Here is a 17,933-nt window from a genome sequence, read left to right as displayed (position 1 = left end):
CAATATGGCGGGGCCCGCGCCCGGATAAACAAGCGATATGGCTTATCGCCATAGCTGAAACGCAAAAGTTTTTGGTACTGTCGTTTCGTTCTCTACAACAATAAATAAAACGGACTTGCTCATGATCAAAAAGACGTTGTTCGTACCACTCGCCGGCAGTCTTTTGTCCCTGGCCTGCGCTCAAGCGATCGCAGCCCCTTCCCCCTATTCCAGCTTTATCGTGTTCGGCGACAGCCTCAGCGATGCCGGGCAATTCGCCGATCCCGGCGGTCCCGCGGGCGCGACCCAGCGCTTTACCAACCGTACCGGGCCGGTTTACCTGGATGGTAGCGGGGAAGTCCGCTCCGCCAACTCGACGCAACTGCTGGGGGCCAAACTGGGCTTCTCGGACGCCCAGCTCGCCGCGTCGACCTCGGCCGCCCGCGCCAGGGAAGGCCTGCCTGATGGCAACAACTGGGCAGTCGGCGGTTATCGCACCGACCAGATCCTCGATTCGATTACCACCACCTCGACCGCCGGCAGCCGTAGCCGCCCCGGCTATCTGCTGGCCAACGATTTCCGCGCCGACCCGAATGCCCTCTATTACCTGTCAGGGGGCGGCAACGACTTCCTCCAGGGCCGCGTCACCAGCCTTGACCAGGCCAACGCCGCGGCCGGCCGCCTGGTCGACAGCGTGCAAACCCTGCAACAGGCCGGCGCCCGCTACATCATGATCTGGCTGCTGCCGGACATCGGCCTGACCCCGGCAATCAACGGCAGCCCGTTGCAAGGGTTCACTTCCCAGCTCAGTGCCCAATTCAATACCGAACTGGTCCGACAGCTGCAGACGGTCGATGCCGAAGTCATTCCCCTCAATATTCCCGTGCTGTTGAAGGAAAGCTTCGCCAACCCGGCACAGTTCGGCCTGGCCACCGACCAGAACCTCACCGCCACCTGCTTCAGTGGCAATGGCTGCACGGAAAACGCTCGCTATGGCATTCACAGCGCCACGCCGGACCCAAGCAAGCTGATCTACAACGACGCGGTCCACCCCACCGAAGCCGGCCAGCGGCTGATCGCCGATTACGCTTACTCATTGCTGGCGGCGCCCTGGGAAATAACCCTGCTCCCGGAAATGGCCCAGGGCACCCTGCGCGCGCACCAGGATGAACTGCGCAACCAATGGCAGGCCGACTGGGAAAACTGGCAGGGCGTGGGGCAATGGCGGGCGATTGTCGCCGCGGGCGGCCAGCACCAGGACTTCGACAGCCAGCGCAGCGGCGCCAGTGCCGACGGTAACGGTTTGAACCTGAACATCGGCGGCAGCTACCGGCTCGATGAGGCCTGGCGAGTGGGTGTGCTGGCCGGCGCCTATCGGCAGAAGCTCGAGGCCGGCAGCAACGACTCGGACTACAAACTCAACACCTACCTGGGCACCGCCTTCGTCCAGTACCAGCAAAACCGCTGGTGGGCCGACGCGGCAGCCACCGCCGGGCACCTGGACTACGACAACCTCAAGCGCAAATTCGCCCTGGGGCCCAACGAGCGCGGGGAAAAAGGCGACACCAGCGGCGACGTCCTGGCCTTCAGCGCTCGCCTGGGCTACGACATCGCGCAGCAGGCCAGCAGCCCGTGGCACCTGTCGCCGTTCATCAGCGCCGACTACGCGCGGGTCAAGGTCGACGGTTACTCCGAGGACGGCAACGACTCCACCGCACTGACCTTCGACGACCAGAAACGCACCTCGCGGCGCCTGGGCATCGGCCTGCAGGGCAAGTACCAGATCACCCGGCAAACCCAGGTGTTCGGCGAAGTCGCCCACGAAAAGGAATACGAGGACGATACCCAGAAGCTGACCATGGCCCTCAACAGCCTGCCGGATAACCGCTACACCCTCGAAGGCTATACCCCGCAGACCAACCTGAATCGCCTGAACCTCGGGGTCAGCCACAAGCTCACCCAGGACCTGGCCCTGCGCGCCAGCTACAACATCCGCAAGGACGATGACTTCACCCAACAGGGCATCAACGTTGGCGTCAGCCTCGACTTCTAGTAGAGAGCAGGCAATAAAAAACGCTGCCCCCCGCAAGGAGGCAGCGTTTTTTATAGCTCGTTGTCCGACTCAGCTATCGGGCGTCTGTTCAGCCAAGGCCACCGCGCGGAACATCGCGCGACGCTTGTTCAGGGTTTCTTCCCATTCCAGCGCAGGCACCGAGTCGGCGACGATACCGCCACCGGCCTGCACATGCAGCTCGCCGTCCTTGATCACCGCCGTACGAATGGCGATGGCGGTGTCCATGTTGCCGTTCCAGGCGAAATAACCTACCGCCCCGCCATACACACCACGCTTGACCGGCTCCAGCTCGTCGATGATTTCCATCGCGCGAATCTTCGGCGCACCGGACAAGGTACCCGCCGGCAGAATCGCCCGCAGCGCGTCCATCGCGGTCAGTCCGGCCTTCAACTGGCCAGTGACGTTGGAAACGATGTGCATCACGTTGGAATAACGCTCGATCACCATCTTCTCGGTGAGCTTCACCGAACCGATCTCGGAAACCCGCCCGGTGTCGTTGCGCCCCAGGTCGATCAGCATCAGGTGTTCGGCGATTTCCTTGTCGTCGGACAACAGGTCCTTCTCCAGCGCCAGATCCGCCTCTTCGTTGGCGCCGCGTGGGCGGGTGCCGGCGATCGGGCGAACGGTGATCAGGTTGTCTTCGACCCGCACCAGCACTTCCGGCGAACTGCCGACCACATGGAAGTCGCCGAAGTTGAAGAAGTACATGTAAGGCGTCGGATTGAAGCAACGCAGGGCGCGATACAGGTCGATCGGCGCCGCCTTGAAATCGATGGACATGCGCTGCGACGGCACCACCTGCATGCAGTCGCCCGCCAGGATGTACTCCTTGATGGTATCGACGGCACGCTCGTAGTCACCCTGGGTGAAGCTGGAGCGGAACACCAGGTCGGCCGCCTGCTGCTTGCTGAAGTCCAGGCCAGGACGCGGGGTCATGGGCTGGCGCAGCTTCTCCAGCAACGCTTGCAGGCGTGCCTGGCCTTGCTCGAAGGCATCGTCCCGGGACGGGTCGGCGAGGACGATGGCGTGCATCTTGCCGGCGAGGTTATCGAACACCACCACGGCGTCGGAGACCATCAACAGAATGTCCGGCACACCGATCGGATCCGGGTTCGGACATTTGCCCAGGCGTTTCTCCACATAACGCACACAGTCGTAACCGAAGTAGCCGACCAGGCCACCATTGAAGCGCGGCAGGCCAGCGATGGTCGGCACCTGGTAGCGCGCCTTGAACTCTTCGACGAACGCCAGCGGGTCGGCCACGTCATGGCTTTCGGTCTCGACGCCATCGACGGTGATGCTGACATGGTGGTCATGCACCCGCAGCACGGTGCGGCAGGGCAAGCCGATGATCGAATAACGGCCCCATTTCTCGCCGCCCTGCACCGACTCCAGCAGGTAGGAGTTGGGCTGGTCGGCCAGTTTCAGGTAGATCGACAGCGGCGTGTCGAAGTCGGCCAGGGTTTCGCAGGCAAGCGGGATGCGGTTGTAGCCGGCAGCGGCCAAACGCAGGAATTCTTCGCGGATCATGGGGTGCCTCGTGGCTTGAGGTTCTAACAGTCAGGTATGCAAACGCGCCGGAAGACCGGCCAGGAACAAGTCAGGCGCGCCAACGCCAACGGGCCAGGGCCTTGATGACTTTCATCCAGAGTTTGCGAGTGACCACCACGATGGCGTTTCCAGGAGGGGATTGAACAGCGTCGGGCAACGTTATCTCAGCGGCCGGATCCAGGCAACCGGGAATTAACTGGCGCAGATCGTCGATCACCAGGGCTGGCATTTCCTCGGCAATCGGCCGTCCGTGGTTGTAGCCATAGCTCAATGCCACGCACTTTACGCCCGCGGCTTTTGCTGCCTGCACATCGCTGCGAGAGTCACCGACGAACAACGATTGCGAGGCCGGGATACTGGCCATTTTCATGACGAAGAACAGCGCTGCCGGGTCGGGTTTCTTCTGCGGCAGGGTATCGCCACCGATGATCCAGCGGAAATAACGGCCGATCTTCATCTGATCCAGCAAGGGCGCGACGAAACGCTCCGGCTTGTTGGTGATCAGCGCCATTTCCACGCCCTGCTTGTGCAGCCATTTGAGGGTGTCGCGCACACCGGGGTAGACCACAGTCAGTTCGTGGCCATCCTCATAGGCATTGTTGAACAGCTCCAGCCCGCGCTCAGCCTCGACATCGTCGACGCCCTGCGCCGCGATGTCGTTGGCCAGGGCCCGGCGCACCAGCATCTGCACGCCGTTGCCGACCCACTCGCGCACCGCCTCGATACCGGCGGGCGGACGCCCCAGTTTGAGCAGCATGTCGTCCACGGCCGCCGCGAGGTCGGGAACCGAATCGACCAGGGTGCCATCCAGGTCGAACATCACCAGCCGCGGCAGACGCCCCGGGAACAGCTGCTCGAAACCGCTCATGGACGGGCCAGCGCCAGTTCGGCGCGCATCTTCTCGATCACGTCCCGGTAGTTCGGCGCATTGAAGATCGCCGAGCCCGCGACGAAAGTATCGGCGCCCGCGGCAGCGATTTCGCGAATGTTGTGCACATTCACCCCGCCGTCGATTTCCAGGCGGATATCGCGACCGGAAGCATCGATCAGGGCACGGGCCTCACGCAGCTTGTCGAGGGTGCCCGGAATGAACTTCTGGCCGCCGAAACCCGGGTTGACGCTCATCAGCAGGACCATGTCGACCTTGTCCATGACGTACTTGAGCACGTCCAGCGGGGTGGCCGGGTTGAACACCAGGCCAGCCTTGCAGCCGCCTTCGCGGATCATCTGCAGGGAACGGTCGACGTGCAGCGTGGCTTCCGGGTGAAAGGTGATGTAAGTCGCACCGGCCTCGATGAAGTCGCCGATGATGCGATCCACCGGGCTCACCATCAGGTGGGCGTCGATCGGCGCGGTGATGCCGTACTTACGCAGGGCAGCGCAGACCATCGGACCGATGGTCAGGTTGGGCACGTAATGGTTGTCCATGACATCGAAGTGCACGATATCGGCGCCAGCGGCGAGAACATTGTCCACTTCCTCGCCCAGGCGGGCGAAATCGGCGGAGAGGATCGACGGAGCAATTGCGAAGGGCTGCATGACGCACCTTTTTGAGCAGAATCACGGTGGCGCGCATTGTATACCTCATGCTTTGGCGCGCGCACCGTGACCGCGATGATCAGTAAGCCGCGCGATAGATCTTCTCTATATCGCCCGGGCTCAGTTTGCGCGGGTTGTTGCGCATCAGGCGCTCGATCCCCGCGGCCTCCACCGCCATGGACGGAATGGCCTCCTCCGGCACCCCGAAGCTGCGCAGCCCCGAGGGAATCTCCACCGCGGCGCAGAGCTGGGTCATGGCCTCGACGGCCTTGTCGGCCGCCTCGGCCGCACTCAGATGAGCGGTCTTCACCCCCATGGCCTCGGCGATATCCTGCATGCGCTCGACACAGGCCATCTTGTTCCAGGTCATGACGTACGGCAGCAGCAAGGCATTGCTGACGCCATGGGCGATATTGAAGCGCCCGCCCAGTGGATAAGCCAGCGCGTGCACCGCGCCGACCCCGGCGTTGCCGAAGGCCATGCCGGCCATCAGGCTGGCGGTGGCCATGTCTTCGCGGGCCTGCAGGTGGGCAGGATTGGCGTACGCCTTGGGCAGCGCCTGGGCGATCAGCTTGATGGCGCCAAGGGCCAGGGAGTCGGTGATGGGCGAGGCGTTGAGCGACAGGTAGGACTCGATGGCATGCACCAGGGCATCGACACCGCTGGCGGCAGTCACACTGCGCGGGCAGGTCAGGGTCATCTGCGGGCTGACCAGCGCCACATCCGGCAACAGGTAATCGCTGACAATGCCCTTTTTCAGCTGTGCGACCTTGTCCGAGAGAATCGCCACATTGGTGACTTCGGAGCCGGTGCCCGCCGTGGTGGGAATGGCAATCAGCGGCGGCCCCTTGCGCGGCACCTGGTCGATCCCGAACAGATCCTCCAGCGCCCCGTGATAACCGGCGTAGGCCGCAACGCTTTTGGCGATATCGATGGCGCTGCCACCGCCCAGGCCGATCAGCCCGTCGTGCCCGCCCTCGCGGTAAACCTGCATGCAGTCTTCGACGATGGCGATTTCCGGGTCGGGCAGCACCCGGTCGAAAATCTCGTAGTCCCGCCCCCCCAGTTGCGCCAGCGCCAGCGCCACGGTACCGGACTTGACCAGCGCGGCATCAGTGACGATCAGCGGGTTATCGACATCCAGGCGGCTCAGTTCGGTGGACAGTTGCTCGATCGCGGCGGAGCCGGTGAGCAGTTTGTGGGCGATTTTGAAAGAGGAAAGACTCATGTGCGCGGCCTCTTATATAGGGGGGAGCTGGCACAAGAGTAGCTGGGGATTCGGTGTTGTCTGCTATTTGCGCGGTGAATGCCGCAACAGAGCGCTCCCACGGCCGGCACGGGAGCGATCTGTCAGTGGCGATCAGACCGATGCGGTACGCAGTTTTTCGCTGCGGCCACGCAGCCACTCCAGGGTCAGCAGCAGAATCACCGAGAAGGCGATCAGCAGCGTCGCCGCGGCGGCGATGGTCGGGCTGAGGTTTTCGCGGATACCGCTGAACATCTGCCGGGGCAAGGTGGCTTGCTCGGGGCCGGCGAGGAACAGCGTGACCACCACTTCATCGAACGAGGTAGCAAAGGCGAACAGCGCGCCGCTGATCACCCCCGGCGCGATCAACGGCAGGGTCACCCGGCGGAACGCCGTCAGCGGCGAAGCGCCAAGGCTGGCCGCGGCCCGCACCAGGTTCTGGTTGAAGCCCTGCAAGGTGGCCGAGACCGTGATGATCACGAACGGCACGCCCAGCACGGCATGGACGATGATCAGCGAGAAGAAGCTGTTACCCATGCCCAGGGGCGCGAAGAACAGGTAGCTGGCCACGCCGATGATCACCACCGGCACCACCATCGGCGAAATCACCAGCGCCATCACCAGTGCCTTGCCGGGGAAGTCGCCGCGGGTCAGGCCGATGGCCGCCAGCGTGCCGAAGACCATCGCCAGCACCGTGGCCGCCGGGGCGACGATGATGCTGTTCTTCAGGGCGCGCATCCATTCCGCCGAGCCAAAGAAGTCGTGATACCACTGCAGCGAGAAGCCTTGCAGCGGGTACACCAGGAAGCTGCCCGAGTTGAACGACAGCGGAATGATCACCAGCACCGGCAGGATCAGGAACAACAGGATCACGCCGCAGAGAATCCGCAAGCTGTAGAACCAGACCCGCTCGACGGGCGACATGTAAGGGCTCAGCATTTCGATTCTCTCCTTAGCTCAGGCGCAGGCGACTGGCGCCCACCAGCCAGCTGTAAATCAGATACAGCACGATGGTCGCCAACAGCAACAGGCCGCCCAGCGCGGTCGCCATGCCCCAGTTGATGCTGGTGTTGGTGTAGAAGGCGACGAAATAGCTGACCATCTGGTCGTTCGGGCTGCCCAGCAACGCCGGGGTGATGTAGTAGCCGATGGCGAGGATGAACACCAGCAGGCAACCGGCGCCGACGCCGGCATAGGTCTGCGGGAAATACACCCGCCAGAAGCTGGCGAACGGATGGCAGCCGAGGGAAATCGCCGCGCGCATATAGGTCGGCGAGATGCCTTTCATCACGCTGTAGATCGGCAGGATCATGAACGGCAGCAGGATGTGCACCATGGAGATGTAGACCCCGGTGCGGTTGAACACCAGCTCCAGCGGCTTGTCGATCACGCCCATGGCCATCAGCGCGCTGTTGATCAGGCCGCCCGATTGCAGCAGCACGATCCACGCCGCCACACGCACCAGGATCGAAGTCCAGAACGGCAGCAGCACCAGAATCATCAGCAGGTTGCTCTGGCGCGCCGGCAGGTTGGCCAGCAGATAAGCCAGGGGATAGGCCAGCACCAGGCAGATGCCGGTAATCACCAGGCCCATCCAGAAAGTCCGGGCGAAGATATCCAGGTAGATGGCCTGGTCAGGGGTCGCCGGGGCGATCTCCCCCAGGTCGTCGATCCGATGGTCGACGGCGGCCAGCAGGTAGAACGGCGTCAGGCTGCTGGTGTTGCGGCGTACCGCCTGCCAGTAGGCCGGGTCGCCCCAACGCTCGTCGATGGCCTCCAGCGCTTCTTTATAGGAAGCCGGTTCCTCCTTGAACGGCAGGGCCCGGGCGGTTTTGGTCAGCAGGCTGCGATAGCCGGCCAACTCCATGTTCAGTCGCTTGGACAGATCGCCCAAGGTTTGCTGCTTGCGCGCTTCGGCCAGGTCCTCGCTCAGCGCCTTGTACACCGGCTCGGCCGGCAGGCCGCGTCCGTCCCAACCGGCCACGGCGACCACGGTGCGCGGCATGCCTTCGACCACTTCCGGGTTACCGACGCTCTTGTACAGCAGCGCGGCGATAGGCACGAGAAACACCAGCAGCAGGAACAGCACCAGCGGCGCGATCAACGCTTGCGCTTTCCAGCGGTTGACCCGCTCGGCACGCGCCAGGCGCTGCTTGAGGCTGGGGCTGGTGACCTCGTTCAGGGGAACGCTAATGGCCATGACGAACTCCGCAAATCTTTAAACGGTAACGGCGTCACCCGCGGGTGACGCCGCCCATGCATGACGCCTTACTTGGCCGCCCACGAGTTGAAACGCTGTTCCAGTTGCTCACCGTTGTCAGCCCAGAAGCTGACGTCGATCTGCACCTGGTTGGCGATGTTTTCCGGGGTGGTCGGCATGTCTTTCAGGATGTCCTTGGCCAGCAGCGGTACCGCCTGGGTGTTGGCCGGACCGTAGGCGATGTTTTCCGAGTAGGTCTTCTGCTGCTGCGGCTGCACCGAGAAGGCGATGAATTTCTTCGCCGCTTCGGCGCGGGTCTTGTCCAGGCCCTTCGGAATGGCCCAGGCGTCGAAGTCGTAGATACCGCCGTTCCATACGACTTTCAGGTTGCTTTCCTTCTGTACCGCGGCGATCCGGCCGTTGTAGGCCGAGCTCATGACCACGTCACCGGAAGCCAGGTACTGAGGCGGCTGGGCGCCGGCTTCCCACCACTGGATGCTCGGCTTGAGTTCATCGAGCTTCTTGAAGGCACGATCCTGGCCGTCCTTGCCGGCCAGCACCTTGTACACATCCTTGGGCGCGACGCCGTCGGCCATCAGGGCGAATTCCAGGGTGTACTTGGCGCCCTTGCGCAGGCCGCGCTTGCCCGGGAATTTCTGGGTGTCCCAGAAATCCGCCCAGCTGGTCGGCGCGGTCTTCAGCTTGTCGGCGTTATAGGCCAGGACGGTCGACCAGACGAAGAAACCCACGCCACAAGGCTGGATCGCGCCCTTGACGTAGTCCTCGGGCTTGCCGAACAGCTCGGGGTCGAGCTGCTCGAACATGTCTTCGTCGCAACCGCGGGACAGCTCCGGCGACTCGACTTCCACCAGGTCCCAGGACACGCTCTTGGTGTCGACCATGGCTTTGACCTTGGCCATCTCACCGTTGTATTCGCCAGCGACGATCTTGCCGTTGCCCGCGGCTTCCCACGGGGCATAGAAGGCCTTGACCTGGGCCGCCTTGTTCGCCCCGCCAAAGGACACCACGGTCAGGTCCGGGCCCGCCGCCATCGCGTGCGATGCGCCCATCAGGCCCAATGTCAAAGCGGTGAATTTCAGGGATCTCAACATTTATTGTTCTCTCCACGTGCAGGGTTGGTGAAGCAAGGGGGGCGATCAATGCGCCTCTAGAAGTGGGTCGAGCGCGCGAACGTGCTCGACCTGCCAGCCAAGCGGAACCACATCGCCCACCGCCAGCTCCGGATCGAGCTCGGCAATCGGCTGTTTCACGAAGAAGTCGGTCTTGCCACAGACTTCCAGGCGAACCCGGACGTGGTCGCCCAGATAGATGAATTCCGCCACCCTCCCTGAGAAGCGGTTGACACAGCTTTCGCTGGAGCCGTTGAGGCTCACGCGCTCCGGACGAATCGACAGGGTCACCGGCTCGCCGGCCTTGCCGACGTTGACCGCCAGCGCCTCGACCTTCTCGCCGCGCCCCAGCTCGACCACGCAGCGGTCACCGCTGTGGCTGTGCAGGCGGCCGTTGAGGCGGTTGTTCTCGCCGATGAAGTTGGCGACGAAGGTGTTCTTCGGCTCTTCGTAAAGGGTCCGAGGCGGGGCGATCTGCTGGATTTCGCCCTGGTGGAACACCGCGACCCGGTCGGACATGGTCAGGGCTTCGCCCTGGTCGTGGGTCACGTAGACCACGGTCACGCCGAGGCGCTGGTGCAGGTGCTTGATTTCCATCTGCATGTGTTCGCGCAGCTGTTTGTCCAGCGCGCCGAGGGGTTCGTCCATCAGTACCAGCTGCGGCTCGAACACCAGCGCCCGGGCCAGAGCCACCCGCTGCTGCTGGCCACCGGACAGTTGCGCCGGATAACGCTGGGCGAAGGACTCGAGCTGGACCATGCTCAGCACGCGTTTGACCCGCTCGCTGATATCGGTCTTGCTCAGGCCACGCACCGACAGCGGGAACGCCAGGTTCTCGGCCACGGTCATGTGCGGGAACAGCGCATAGTTCTGGAACACCATGCCGATATCGCGCTTGTGCGGCGGCACGTTGTTGATCGCCCGCCCGGCCAGCTGGATCTCCCCGGAGGTCGGGGTCTCGAAGCCGGCCAGCATCATCAGGCTGGTGGTCTTGCCGGAGCCGGATGGCCCGAGCAGGGTAAGGAACTCGCCTTTGCGAATGTCCAGGTTGAGGTCTTTGACGATCAGGTTTTCGCCGTCGTAGCTCTTTTGCACACCACGGAAACTGACCAGTACATCACTCGTCCCAGCGCTTGAATCGACCTCGCTCATACCCACACCTTTTGTTTTTTGACGGCTGTGGACTAAGCCTAGTGGAGGCCACAAGCCGCGCAAATCGGGGGGTATGAGAGATTGGCCTCAGCCGGATGGAAGGTTCCTTGTAGGAATCCCCCTACAAGAATGGCGCGATTGGACAAGTTCCGGCGCACGCCCGGCGCAGATCATGGCCAGAAGCCTGTTTGCATGTCGCAAATGGGTACGTGTAGCCGCTGCCGCAGGCTGCAATCGAGGGCGAAGCACTCGTGATCCAGGCACCGCGATTAAGCTGAAAATCCCCTGGGCCAGGCTTAGCGACAGCTGCGCTGTCGATCGCAGCCTGGGGCAGCGGCTACAGATCCACTCAGAGCAGCTTGTGCTCCATCGCGTACTTCACCAGCTCGGCCAGGGAGGTGATGTTGAGTTTCTGCATCAATCGCGCCTTGTGGGTGCTGATGGTCTTGCTGCTCAAGGCCAGCTGTTGGGCGATATCGTTGACGTTGGCGCCCTGAGCCAGCCGTTCGAACACGGAAAACTCGCGCTCCGACAGCAGGGAATGCAGGGGCCGGGTGTCCGTCAGGCCGACTTCGAAGACCATCCGGTCGGCCAGTTCCGGGTCGATGTAACGCCCGCCCGCCGCCACCTTGCGGATCGCCGTCAGCAGCAGCGCCGGGTCGCTGTCCTTGGTGGCATAACCGGCCGCCCCCACCTTCAGCGCCCGGGCCGCCATCTGCGCCTCGTCGTGCATCGACAGCACCAGGATCGCCGGCGGATTGTTCAGCGCGCGGATCCGCGGGATCGCCTCCAGGCCGTTGACGCCAGGCATGGAAATATCCAACAGCACCACCTCGCAAGGCACATGGCGCAGGGCTTCCAATAGCTGCTCGCCATTGCTCGCCTCCCCCACCACCGTCAGGTCCTTGGCCAGGCCAATCAACTGCTTGATGCCTTCGCGAACGATGGTGTGGTCTTCGGCTACCAGTACACGGATCACAGCTCGTACCTCTTCTTATTAGTGATGATTTCTGCAGCGGCGAGCTTGCTCGCGCCTACAAGTCCAACGGCACAGTCACGCTCAGGGTGGTGCCTTCGCCCAGCTGACTGTCCAGGCTCAGGCTGCCGCCCATGATCAGTACCCGCTCGCGCATGCCCACCAGACCGAAGGACGTCGGCCGCCCGGCCTCGACCACGAAACCCTGGCCGTCATCGCTGATGGTCATGCACAGTTGGTTCTGCTCGAGGCTCAGGGTCAGTTCGACAGTATGCGCCTGTGCATGGCGCATCACGTTGGTCAGCGCCTCCTGGAGGATACGGAACAGACCGATGGCCTTGGCATCGCTGAGCACCGGCAGATTGTCGGGCACCTGCACCAGGCAAGGAATCTGTGTGCGCGCCTCGAAACGCCGCGCCTGCCACTCGATGGCCGACGCGATGCCGGCATCGAGAATCGGCGGGCGCAGGGCCGTGGCCACATCGCGTACCAACTGGAACAGCTGGGCGATCAGGCGCTTCATGCTGTTCAAGCGTTCGTGCAGCCCCGGATCGAGCTGCGCGTAGGCCAGCTCGCACATCGAGGTCTCCAGCTTGAGCACCGTGAGCATCTGCCCCAACTCGTCATGCACTTCCCGGGCGATACGGGCCTTTTCCTCTTCGCGCACGCTTTCCAGGTGCGCCGACAGCTCGCGCAGTTGCTCCCGCGAGCTGGCCAGCTCCAGTTCGATGCGCTTGCTTTCGCTGATGTCCCAGACGATGCCGTCCCAGACATAGGCGCCGTCCTCGAGCTGGCGGGTGATGGCCTTGATTTCCGCCCAGCGCTGTTCGCCCTGGCGGGTCAGGATCCGTCCCTGCCAGGACCAGTCGCTGTCGGTGTCCAGGGCATGGTCCTGGGTCTGGTGATAGCTGGCCCGGTCCCCAGGGTGCACCAGGCTGCGCAGCCCTATGTCGCGGTGGCTGAGGGTCGCCGGGGAATAACCCACCAGGCTCTCGCTGCCTTCGCTGATGTAGGCGAAATCGATCTGCCCGGTCACCGGTGCCCGTTCCAGGCGGAACACCAGCCCCGGCACATTGGCGGCGATCCCCTGCAACCGCGCCTCGCTTTCCTGCAGGGCGGCCAGGGCGCGACGACGCTCGGTGACGTCTGTGAGGTAAACCACCAGGTACTCGCCATCGCGAAAGCGCAGAAAGCTCAGCGACACATCGGCCGGCAGGATGCTGCCGTCGGCGCGGACACATTGGGTCTCGAAGCTGGGCGGCGCGTCCTCGCTGGCCCGGGCGCGCTTCCACAGGCCAAGCCAGCGGTCCATGTGCAGGTTGGGTTCGAAGTCGCTCAACGGCCGGTCGACCACCGCCCCCGACGCATAGCCCAGCATGCTTTCGGCCGCGCGATTGGCGTAGCGCACATGGCTGTCCCAGTTGACCCACAGAATGCCCACCGTGCTCTGGTCGATGGAGAACTGGGTCAGGCGCAAGGCTTCTTCACTGGCCTCGCGCCGGGCCAGGTCCTCGCGGGTGGTCAGCAGCCGCTGCTCGAGCGTCTGTTGCTGGCGGCGCTGCCAGATAACGATGGCCATGCTCGCCAACAGCAGCACGGCCAGCAGCAGGCTGAGGTTCTGCCAGAAACCGCGGGACTCGCTCAGCCGCGGATACTTGGGTTGCAGCCAGCGATTGTGCAACTGCTCCAGGTCCTTGGCGGCGATACCGTGCAAGGCGCGTTGCACGATGTCCGCCAGCTCGGGCCAGTCGCGCCGGGTAGCCACCCGCAGCAGTTGCGGCAATCCGATATCGCCTACCACCGCCAGGCCGGCGAACTCCGGTTCCGCCGACAAGCGACTGAGCTGTGCTTCATCGATCACCGCATAACGCGCCTGTTGGCTGAGCAGCAATTGCAGGGCCTGGCGCTCCAGGGGCACGCCCTGCAGATTGAGGTTGGAATAGGTCGCCCGCAGGTAGTCCGCCACCGCGCTGGGCATGCGCACCGCCACGCGGGTCTGGCTGTCGAGCTTTTCCAGCTCCACCGCGCCGGCGCCCTTCTGCTCGCCGACCACCAGTTGCGGCACGCGCATATAGGGATCGGAAAACTGCCAGAGCCGCAGGCCGGCCGGGGTCTGGCTCAGGCCCGGGGCCATATCCACTTCACCGGCGCGCACCGCCGCTTCCAGCTGCGCCTGATCGGCAAAGTTGCGCCAGCTCAGCTCGACCTTCATCGCCTGGGCCAGCCACTGCATCAGTTCGATATTGGCGCCGGACAAGCGTTGCAGCCGTCGGTCGTACTGGGCGTAGGGGGCCTGGAGCACCACGCCAACCCGCAATTCCCGATGCTGCTCCAACCACTGCTGTTGTGCGGGGCTCCACTGCGCCTGGGCGATATGTGGCGCAGGCACCGCCCGGGCCATCAAGGGAAGGCAGATACAGCCGATAACCAACAGGCAGCGAAAACGCATCATCTGAAGTCTCACACACTGACAAATACTGACCAACCCATTAGGCTGCCGGGATTACTTCTGGCCTGGAATAACCGATGTCCCTTGTCCACCGCACGGCACTGCCCGCATTGTGCCTGTCGCTGATCCTGCCTTGTGCCTTTTCGGTCGAGGCCGCCGATCCTCAACCCGCCCCGGCAGAACAGGCTGCCGCGGAAAAACCGGCCGAACGCCAGCCGCTCCTTGAGCGTAGCCAGGAAGATGCCGCAGCCCTCGAACGGGTCCTGCCATCCAGCGAACAACAGTCACTGCAAGCCGGCAGCGAGAGCTTTCTGGCCCTATGGAAACCAGCCAACACCAGCGACCCCAAGGGCGCGGTGATTATCATCCCGGGCGCTGGCGAAACCGCTGACTGGCCTCAGGCAATCGGCCCTTTGCGCAACAGATTGCCGGATGCCGACTGGAGCAGCCTGAGTCTGACCCTGCCCGACCTGCAGAGCGATGCGGCGCAACCCCGCATCGTCGAGGCCGAACCTGCGCCCGCGACCGCCGACACTAGCAGCAAAGATGCCGCCACGGCAGCGCCCAAGCCAATCGAACAGGCCGCCGGTGGCGAAGCCGAGATGGCCGATCGCGCGGTGGTGGAGAGTAGCGAAGAACAGGCCAAGGCCGACGCCGAGCGGATTTTTGCCCGTATCGACGCCGCGGTGACCTACGCCCAGCAGCAGAACGCCCGCAGCATTGTGTTGCTGGGTCATGGCAGCGGCGCCTACTGGGCCACGCGCTACCTGAGCGAAAAACAGCCGCCGGAGATTCAAAAACTGGTGCTGGTGGCTGCCCAGACCCCGTCCATCGGCAAACCCGGACTGGCGGAACTGACACCGACCCTGAAGCTGGCGACCGCCGATTTTTTCTACAAGGACAACGCGCAGGCTCGCAAGAACGCCCTGGAACGCCTGCAGGCGAGCAAGCGCCTGAAGAACGCCAACTTCACCCAGGTCTCGCTCAACGCCCTGCCGGGCAACAGCACGGCTGAAAACGAGCAGCTGTTCAGACGCGTACGCGGCTGGCTGAGCCCACAACCCGTGCAAGACTGAATCCCGCCGCGCCCGGCCCCGCTCCTGTTTTTGGCAAGGTGCGGGGCCGGGCGCGGGGGCATTTCCCTCTAACGAGTCTCTCTAACGAAAGTCTCGACGCTCGCGGATCAGTGCGTAAGCGCTGTGCAGCTCGCGGGTTTTCTCCGTGGCTTCACGCACCTGCAGGGGGGTTGCGCCGCTGCCGGCAATCTTGTCCGGGTGATGGCGACTGAGCAGACGCCGGTAGGCGCGCTTGATCTGCGACGGCTCGCTGGTCGCCGAGACACCCAGCAGGCGCAACGCGTCCTGATAGGTGCCACTGCTGTTGGCCAACGGTTTTTTACCCGGCTCGTAGTCCGCCGCCAACGCCTGCACCTGCTGCACAGTCCAGCCCAGCCACTTGCCCCAGAGCTGGATCAGCTCGCGCTCGGCGACGCTGGCCCGGCCATCGGCCCAGACCATCCGCCAGCAAGCGCGCAACACACCCTCGGCGGCATGAGGCTGCGTCGCCAGGCGCCGCAGGTAGCCTCGTAGCTGATCGTTACCCGACTTGCCCCGATTGAACGCGGCAATGGCGCGGCGCTGCGCGGCTTCGCTCATATCCAGCGAACGCATTTCCAGACGCGCCTGCTGGATATGCCCATCGACCACCCGGCCATCGCTTTTCGCCAACCGCCCCAAGAGCACGAACAGCAGTTCATCGTTGCGCAGCGCCGGTCGACCGCCCAGACGCTCACGCACCTGGGCCCAGCTATGCAATTGCAAACGCCGGTCCAGCGCCTGTCCCAGCAACGCTCCCAGCATGGCCCCCGGGATACTGGCTATGGCAAAGCCAGCCCCGGCTCCGATCAGAGTCCCTGGCCACAACATATCAACGACTCGCTTCTAACAAGGTTTCGACTTCCGCCAGGCGCTCATGGGTGCCGACATCGACCCAGTGTCCCTGCAAACGCTCGCCGCTGACCTGTCCATCGGCCATGGCCTTGCGCAACAGGGGCGCCAGTTTGAACGCACCCGGCGTGCAGCCCTGGAACAGGTCCGGGTGCAACACCGCGATACCGCTGTAGGTCAGGGTCTGCGCACCCGGCTCGGCGTCCCGCACCCGGGCATCGCTGAGGATGAAATCCCCGGCGGTGTGGTGAGCCGGGTTATCCACCAGCACCAGATGCGCCAACGCATCCAGCGGACGGTTCAACGAGCGGAAATCGTAATCGGTCCAGACATCGCCATTGACCACCACAAAGGGTTCGTCACCCAGCAAGGGCAAGGCGCGGAAAATACCGCCGCCGGTCTCCAGCGGCTCGCCCTCCGGCGAATAGCGGATGCTCAAGCCAAAGCGCGAGCCATCGCCCAGATGATCTTCGATCTGCTGCCCCAGCCAGGCGTGGTTGATGACGATTTCGGTAAAGCCCGCCCGGGCCAGTGCCCGCAGGTGGTACTCGATCAGCGGCACACCGGCGGCGCGGATCAATGGCTTGGGCGTGGTCAGGGTCAAGGGGCGCATCCGTTCGCCCTTGCCTGCGGCCAGAATCATTGCCTTCATACACAGGCTCCGACCGGTTGACGCAGGCTGGCCAACAGCTCACCCAACTCCGCCAGCTCCGGCCGACGGGCCAAGACGGCCTCTATATAAGCGAAGAACCGCGGCACGTCGCCCAGGTAACGGGGCTTGCCGTCGCGGTGGCAGATCCGCGCGAAGATCCCGATCACCTTGAGATGGCGCTGTACGCCCATCAGGTCGCTGGCGCGCAGGAAATCCTCGAAGTCGGGCTGTACCGCGATCCCGAGCCGGGACGCTTGCTGCCAGTAGTCTTCCAGCCAGCCGCGCACCCGTGCTTCGGGCCAGCTGAGAAAGGCATCCTTGAACAGGCAGGTGACGTCATAGGTCACCGGGCCATAGACCGCGTCCTGGAAATCCAGCACGCCCGGATTGGGTTCGCTGAGCATCAGGTTGCGCGGCATATAGTCACGATGCACCAGCACCTTGGGCTGGGCCAGGGCGCTTTCGATCAACAGCTCGCTGACCCGCTGCCATTGGCCACGCTGGCGCTCATTCAGCTCGACGCCCAGCTCGCGCCCCACGTACCACTCGGGGAACAGTTCCAGTTCACGGCGCAGCAAAGCGACGTCATAACTGGGCAACGGCGCATCCATCGGCAACTGCTGGAAAGCCAGCAAGGTTTGCAGCGCATCCTTGAACAGGGCGTCGGCATTTTCGCTGTCGATCACGTCCAGATAGGTTTTGTTGCCCAGGTCATTGAGCAAAAGAAAGCCGCGCGGCAAATCTTCTGCATAAATTTTCGGCACATTGGTTGCGGATTTTGCCAACAGATGGGCGATATCCACGAAGGGTTTGCAGTTTTCCTGGGGCGGTGGAGCATCCATCACGACAAAGCTGCGGCCTTCGCCTTCCCAGCGGAAATACCGCCGGAAACTCGCGTCGCTGCTGGCCGCGGTCAATGTGGCCGGGGGCACGGCCCCCCAACCGTTGGAAGCATAAACAATCGACAACTGCTCATCGAGCCAAACTTTCAGGTGTTGCAAGCGTACATCTTGGTCAGGCATTGCAAGGGTCTCCGACG

At 63.6% G+C, this 17,933-nt stretch carries 15 protein-coding genes; 2 read left to right on the top strand and 13 right to left on the bottom strand.

Translation table 11 applies throughout. The annotated features are described in order from the left end of the window. The first annotated feature begins 121 nt into the window (after window positions 1-121). Window positions 122-2,032: an esterase EstP gene (gene estP, locus BM019_RS20535; protein WP_092419684.1), complete on the top strand. Its 1,911-nt coding sequence runs from the start codon at window positions 122-124 to the stop codon at window positions 2,030-2,032. A 69-nt stretch (window positions 2,033-2,101) separates the two neighbouring features. Here the strand turns inward: estP and trpE are convergent, their stop codons facing one another. The 10 genes from trpE to BM019_RS20485 form a co-directional block, all read right to left on the bottom strand. Further along, window positions 2,102-3,583, bottom strand: a complete 1,482-nt coding sequence (gene trpE / locus BM019_RS20530; protein WP_092419681.1) for an anthranilate synthase component I — start codon at window positions 3,581-3,583, stop codon at window positions 2,102-2,104. Between the two features lie 70 nt (window positions 3,584-3,653). Further along, on the bottom strand, window positions 3,654-4,472 hold the full coding sequence (locus BM019_RS20525) for a phosphoglycolate phosphatase (protein ID WP_007926157.1): 819 nt from the start codon (window positions 4,470-4,472) through the stop codon (window positions 3,654-3,656). Next, window positions 4,469-5,143: a ribulose-phosphate 3-epimerase gene (gene rpe / locus BM019_RS20520; RefSeq protein ID WP_007926156.1), complete on the bottom strand. Its 675-nt coding sequence runs from the start codon at window positions 5,141-5,143 to the stop codon at window positions 4,469-4,471. The genes BM019_RS20525 and rpe overlap by 4 nt, the downstream gene beginning before the upstream one ends. Window positions 5,144-5,222: 79 nt before the next feature. Next, window positions 5,223-6,371 carry an iron-containing alcohol dehydrogenase gene (locus BM019_RS20515; RefSeq protein WP_092419678.1) on the bottom strand — a complete coding sequence of 383 codons (1,149 nt, stop codon included), beginning with the start codon at window positions 6,369-6,371 and terminating at the stop codon, window positions 5,223-5,225. Between the two features lie 132 nt (window positions 6,372-6,503). After that, window positions 6,504-7,328: an ABC transporter permease gene (locus tag BM019_RS20510; protein ID WP_009045871.1), complete on the bottom strand. Its 825-nt coding sequence runs from the start codon at window positions 7,326-7,328 to the stop codon at window positions 6,504-6,506. 13 nt (window positions 7,329-7,341) lie between these two features. Then, the gene (locus BM019_RS20505; RefSeq protein ID WP_009045872.1) at window positions 7,342-8,589 is read right to left on the bottom strand and encodes an ABC transporter permease; all 1,248 of its coding nucleotides are present in this window, start codon (window positions 8,587-8,589) and stop codon (window positions 7,342-7,344) included. A gap of 68 nt (window positions 8,590-8,657) precedes the next feature. Then, complete coding sequence (locus BM019_RS20500) at window positions 8,658-9,701, bottom strand: ABC transporter substrate-binding protein (protein WP_007926152.1); 1,044 nt, start codon at window positions 9,699-9,701, stop codon at window positions 8,658-8,660. Window positions 9,702-9,746: 45 nt separating this feature from the next. Then, on the bottom strand, window positions 9,747-10,871 hold the full coding sequence (locus BM019_RS20495; RefSeq protein WP_092419675.1) for an ABC transporter ATP-binding protein: 1,125 nt from the start codon (window positions 10,869-10,871) through the stop codon (window positions 9,747-9,749). 349 nt (window positions 10,872-11,220) lie between these two features. Further along, complete coding sequence (locus BM019_RS20490; RefSeq protein WP_092419673.1) at window positions 11,221-11,850, bottom strand: response regulator; 630 nt, start codon at window positions 11,848-11,850, stop codon at window positions 11,221-11,223. A gap of 55 nt (window positions 11,851-11,905) precedes the next feature. Next, the gene (locus BM019_RS20485) at window positions 11,906-14,299 is read right to left on the bottom strand and encodes a PAS domain-containing sensor histidine kinase (RefSeq protein WP_037005029.1); all 2,394 of its coding nucleotides are present in this window, start codon (window positions 14,297-14,299) and stop codon (window positions 11,906-11,908) included. A 74-nt stretch (window positions 14,300-14,373) separates the two neighbouring features. On the opposite strand from BM019_RS20485, the gene BM019_RS20480 reads away from it, so the two are divergent. Then, window positions 14,374-15,372, top strand: a complete 999-nt coding sequence (locus BM019_RS20480) for an alpha/beta hydrolase family protein (protein ID WP_092419670.1) — start codon at window positions 14,374-14,376, stop codon at window positions 15,370-15,372. Between the two features lie 81 nt (window positions 15,373-15,453). Here the strand turns inward: BM019_RS20480 and BM019_RS20475 are convergent, their stop codons facing one another. From BM019_RS20475 to BM019_RS20465, 3 genes are read right to left on the bottom strand one after another with little or no spacing between them, the layout of a single operon-like run. Beyond that, the gene (locus BM019_RS20475; RefSeq protein WP_092419667.1) at window positions 15,454-16,221 is read right to left on the bottom strand and encodes a TerB family tellurite resistance protein; all 768 of its coding nucleotides are present in this window, start codon (window positions 16,219-16,221) and stop codon (window positions 15,454-15,456) included. 1 nt (window position 16,222) lies between these two features. Continuing rightward, complete coding sequence (gene murU, locus BM019_RS20470; RefSeq protein WP_062824430.1) at window positions 16,223-16,894, bottom strand: N-acetylmuramate alpha-1-phosphate uridylyltransferase MurU; 672 nt, start codon at window positions 16,892-16,894, stop codon at window positions 16,223-16,225. Further along, window positions 16,891-17,916, bottom strand: coding sequence for an aminoglycoside phosphotransferase family protein (locus BM019_RS20465; RefSeq protein WP_092419664.1), 1,026 nt, complete (start codon window positions 17,914-17,916; stop codon window positions 16,891-16,893). Before BM019_RS20465 ends, murU begins: the two co-directional genes overlap by 4 nt. Window positions 17,917-17,933 lie beyond the last annotated feature (17 nt).

Origin of the sequence: Pseudomonas sp. NFPP07 (assembly GCF_900115645.1) — a bacterium.
Classification (GTDB): Bacteria; Pseudomonadota; Gammaproteobacteria; order Pseudomonadales; family Pseudomonadaceae; genus Aquipseudomonas; species Aquipseudomonas chlororaphis.
The sequence above is the reverse complement of the archived record's forward strand: the minus strand, read 5'-3'. Positions and strand labels throughout refer to the sequence as shown.